The sequence below is a fragment of the Nostoc sp. CHAB 5715 genome (genome assembly GCF_020829685.1).
GTDB lineage: Bacteria > Cyanobacteriota > Cyanobacteriia > Cyanobacteriales > Nostocaceae > Nostoc.
In genome coordinates, this window is record NZ_JAIVFR010000559.1 from 1 (window position 1) to 5060 (window position 5060).

2 protein-coding genes are annotated in these 5060 nt (G+C 44.9%); both read left to right on the plus strand.

All coding sequences use genetic code 11. The features are described from left to right. The first annotated feature begins 29 nt into the window (after positions 1-29). Entirely contained in the window at positions 30-4118 is a 4089-nt protein-coding gene (locus tag LC574_RS25995; RefSeq protein ID WP_229456421.1) for a TonB-dependent receptor, read from the plus strand. A 2-nt stretch (positions 4119-4120) separates the two neighbouring features. Next, on the plus strand, positions 4121-4681 hold the full coding sequence (locus LC574_RS26000; protein WP_229456422.1) for a transposase: 561 nt from the start codon (positions 4121-4123) through the stop codon (positions 4679-4681). Positions 4682-5060 lie beyond the last annotated feature (379 nt).

Sequence of the window (5060 nt, forward strand, 5' to 3'; positions counted from 1 at the left end):
ACTATGTAAATACATTTAACCTGAGGTTGATGGGGGCGATGCCGGTAGTAGCTCTCAGCCTTATTTTGTACCCTGCAATAGTCAAAGCAGAACCTGCAAGTGAAAACCTCTTTTTACCCGATTCTCCTTCGCAAGCAAATAAGGGTGTTGAAGATCCTGATTTTTCACCGGATCTGGAAACCTCACTTCCATTCCTCTCCCCTTGTAGGGGAGAGGCTTTGAATTCTCTTCCTTCTCTACAAGGGAAGGGCGCTAAGGGGTTAGGTTCCGCTTTGGTTTTTCCAGATAACGTGAAAAGTTCCGAGCAGCTTCCACCTCACAAATTTCCTTCCTCACCAACTACTGATACTTCAATTCCAGATGTTCAGCCAAGTGAAACGGAAATACAACCATTTCAACCAGCAAGTTCCGTAGGTTTACCCAGAGGCTTACGCAAAATAGCAGGAATCGAGAACAAGAATGATCGAGGTAAAGACACCGAAACACAGTTGCAAGCTTCTCCAAGGCAAATACAACCATTTCAACCAGCAAGTTCCGTAGGTTTACCTAGAGGTTTAAGCAAAATAGCAGGAGTAGAGAACGGGCAAGGGGTGAATAAAAAACTCCACCCACAAGGGGATGGAGTTTTTGGGCATGGGGAATTGGGCATGGGGCATGGGGAAGAAACTACCAATGTCCGGCGCCTGTCGCCCCAAGCGACGGGGCGACTATCCCGGAACACCCACGAGGGGATGGAGTTTCCCGTCGCTTTCAATGAAAATCTTCCCGTGTCCCCTACTCCCGCCATTTCCACAGCAATCAAAATTCTGACTCCGACGGCTGACAGCGTTGTAGATGTACCAGCTACCACAGTCACTGTGCAATTTCCCGTTGGCAGCCAGGTGGAATTGCGGGTAAATGGCGTGTTGGTAGACTCTTCTTTGGTGGGGCGGACGGAAAGTGACGCTACCACCAACTTATTAACGCAGACATGGTATGGTGTCTCGTTAAAAGAAGGTAAAAATACCATCTCTGCACAAGTAGTTGGAGCAAAAGAATCCCCTGTAACGGTGCAAGTCGCAGTCCGGGGAGCGCCACAGCAACTAACCTTAGAAACTGTTGAGTCTCGTATCCCGGCAGATGGGCGTTCCACAGCGACAATTCGGGGTCAACTCATCGATGCAGGTGGCAATCGCTCTAATCGTGATGCTGTTGTCACTTTGATACCTACTGCTGGGGAGTTTGTCGGGAAAGACTTTAAACCCGATGAACCCGGATTTCAAGTGGAGGCGAAAGCGGGGCAATTTACAGCTACGTTGCGATCGCAACTCAAAGCCGAAACTGTCCGAATTCGGGCGATCGCTAATAATTTAGAAGCCTTTACCCAACTACAATTTGAAACGGCACTGCGTCCGAGTTTGGTGACAGGGGTAATAGATTTACGTTTGGGCGCTAGAGGTACAAATTATTACGGCAATTTCCGTGATTTCCTCCCTCCTGACAAAGACAACGGAACGCAATTAGATTTCCACTCAGCAGTATTTGCCACTGGTGCGATCGGGGAATGGTTATTTACAGGCGCATATAACAGTTCTCGTAGCCTCAATGAAGATTGCAACTGCGATAATCGCCTATTTAGAACTTACCAATTCAGTGAGCAAAATTATCCTGTCTATGGCGATAGCTCGAAAGTTGATGTTGTCGCTCCTTCCATTGACAGCGTATATCTGCGTTTGGAGCGCTCAACTGGTATCCCCGGATCTTCCCCTGATTATGCCATGTGGGGTGACTACAACACAGAAGAATTTGCGCGGCGATCGCAGCAATTTACTTCTATCACCCGTCAACTCCACGGTTTTAAAGCTAACTACAATTTAGGGAACTTACAAATTACAGGTTTGTATGGCAACCATTTAGAAGGGTTTCAACGGGATACCATTGCTCCTGATGGCACTAGTGGTTATTACTTCCTATCTCGCAGAATACTACAACCAGGTAGCGAAAATGTCTTTATCGAATTAGAAGAACTCAATCGTCCTGGAACTGTATTAGAACGCAAACAGCTTAACCGAGGCCCAGACTACGAAATCGACTACGATCGCGGTACTTTATTATTCCGCGAACCCATCCTCCGCACCGATATCGATCAAGTCGGACAAGTATTGGTACGCCGGATTGTTGTTAGCTATCAATATGACAGCGAAGATTCTGATAGCAATATCTATGCTGGTCGTTTGCAATATAACCTTTCCCGCAAACTTAACTCCGAAAGCTGGATTGGAGCAACTTATGTCCAAGAAAATCAGGGAGTGCGTGACTTTCAACTCTACGGTGCAGATGCGCTGATTTCTTTAGGCGATCGGGGTAGGTTGATCGCAGAATATGCCCATTCCACTAATGATTCTGACGTTGTGGGAAAGGTTAGCGGTGATGCCTACCGATTAGAAGCTGAGGGACAGATTGCTAATGGAATTCAAGGTCGTGCTTATTATCGCTTTGCCGATACAGGTTTTGCCAATAATGCTACTATCAGCTTTGTCCCAGGACAAACTCGTTATGGAGCGCAGGTTACAGCTAAACTGGCCTCAAGTACCAATGTCAGAGTGCAATATGACCACGAAGACAATTTTGGGATTGCTCCCCAACCGCTAGATACCTTTGAAGAACTGTTTACACCGCGTTCTGAAGCGATACCTGGGAGTAAAGTCGATAATTCGCTGACGACAATTTCCGCCGGGATTCAACAACGCCTGGGTAAAGCTACTATTGATGTGGATTGGATTCATCGTCATCGAGAAGACCGCATCCCCGACAGCGCCCTAAGTAGTACTTCTGATCAGCTGCGATCGCGTTTTTCAGTTCCGATTGCGAAAAACCTGACTTTTCAGGCGCAAAATGAATTAAGTTTATCTTCCCAAAAAGATACTGTTTACCCAGACCGTACCATTTTCGGATTAAATTGGGCAGCAATTCCTGGTGTGAATATCAGTCTGGCCCAACAGTTTTACACTAGCGGTCAATATTCGGGTAATGCCATCACCAGTTTGAGTGTTAACGGTGAACATAAACTCGGATCAAATACTACTTTGACCGGTCGTTACTCAATTTTGGGTGGTGCGAATGAAATGACTACTCAAGGAGCAATTGGTCTAAAGAACCGCTGGACTATTGCTCATGGATTGCGGCTGAATGTTGCTTACGAACACGTATTTGGCAACTTCTTCGGACGGACTGGAGCAGGTCAACAATATGCCCAACCCTTCGCTTTTGGTCAATCAGCATCTGCGATCGGATTTGATGGTGGCGATAGCTACAGCGTAGGGCTGGAATACTCTGATAATCCACAGTTTCAAGCCAGCGCCCGTTATGAACATCGTTCTTCTTCTAGTGGTAGCAATACAGTAATTAGCGCAGGTGCTACGGGTAAAATTTCTCCGGCTCTTACAGCCTTGGTACGTTATCAACAAGCTGGTTCTTCCAATCAAAAACTTTCAGGATTGGGAGATACTGCTAACCTGAAGCTGGGTTTAGCTTACCGCGACCCCAATAGCGATAAATTTAATGCCTTATTGCGTTATGAATATCGCAAAAATCCATCAACCATCCCTGACACCATCCTGTTAGGAAGTGGTACAGGTTCCCAAGACCATACCTTTGCTTTAGAAGCTATTTACGCTCCTAACTGGCAATGGGAATTCTACGGTAAGTATGCCTTGCGTAACAGTACTTCTTATATAGCCAGTGATTTAGCTGGTACTAGCACAGTAAATCTGGCCCAATTACGCGCTACCTATCGTTTGGGATATAGCTGGGATTTGGTGGGTGAGGCTCGTGTAATTAGTCAGTCTAGCTACAGCGAAACAGGGTTTGTTGTGGAAACAGGCTACTACCTCACGCCTAACCTGCGCGTTTCGGCTGGATATGTGTTTGGTAAAGTTGACGATCAGGATTTTTCTGGCACACGTTCTGCGGGAGGTGCGTATTTGGGCTTTACGGTTAAGCTCAATGAATTGTTTGACGGTTTTGGACAACAAAAACCTGTTTCACGCCAGCAACAGCAGCAGCCTAAAACAGAGGCCCAGGTGAAAACAGAGACGCGCCACGGCGCGTCTCTACAAGGGGCAGATTTGGAATTGTAATTATGACTAAACCAAAATTTCAGGGCAGATATCGAGTAGAATCCACACGTTTACAAAATCGTAATTATGCTGCTAACGGTTCTTATTTTGTGACAATTTGTACAAGCGATCGCTTGCATTTTTTTGGAGATGTGATTACAGGGAATATGCAATTATCAACAATTGGAGAAATAGCCCAACAATTCTGGGCAGAAATTCCAAATCATTTTGCCTACACCTACACAGATATTTATGTCGTCATGCCCAATCACGTACACGGCATTATTGTGATCGACCGTCCCACAAATGTAGAGACGCGCCATGGCGCGTCTCTACCCGATGATGAATTTAACAAATTTTCTCCGTTAAAACGGAATTCATTACAAGCAATTATTAATGCCTATAAATCTTCTGTCACCCGTTGGTGCAGAAAAAATGGTTATGAAGATTTTGCTTGGCAGCCTCGATTTTATGACCACATCATTCGCGCCGACGGTTCTTTAGACCGAATTCGAGAATACATCATTAATAATCCCATCAAATGGGACAAAGACAAAAATAACCCTACAAATTTATGGATGTGATGTTTATACCCACAATGTAGAGACGTTGCAGTGCAACGTCTCTACAAATCGTCAATTTATAGCCAAGATTTATTAAATTAAAAATGAAATATTTCTTTAACTTTTAAAAGCGATCGCCACAGTAAATCTGAATACAGATGGTAGATTATCGATGATTTTGGGCAAGCTAAAGACTGGAGCTTTATTTGAGGTGAATCAGCCCTCATTGATGATTAGGGTTAAGGCGATTGGCATTTTGTAAAGGTTATTTTATGGTGATTTACTAATGAAGAATTTATGGCAAAATTTTAATATTTTTGGCTGGGGGCTGATCAGTGCGACATTAGTACTTCAACCTACGTCAGTGCAGGCTCAATATATCCAGCGATAATCTACCATC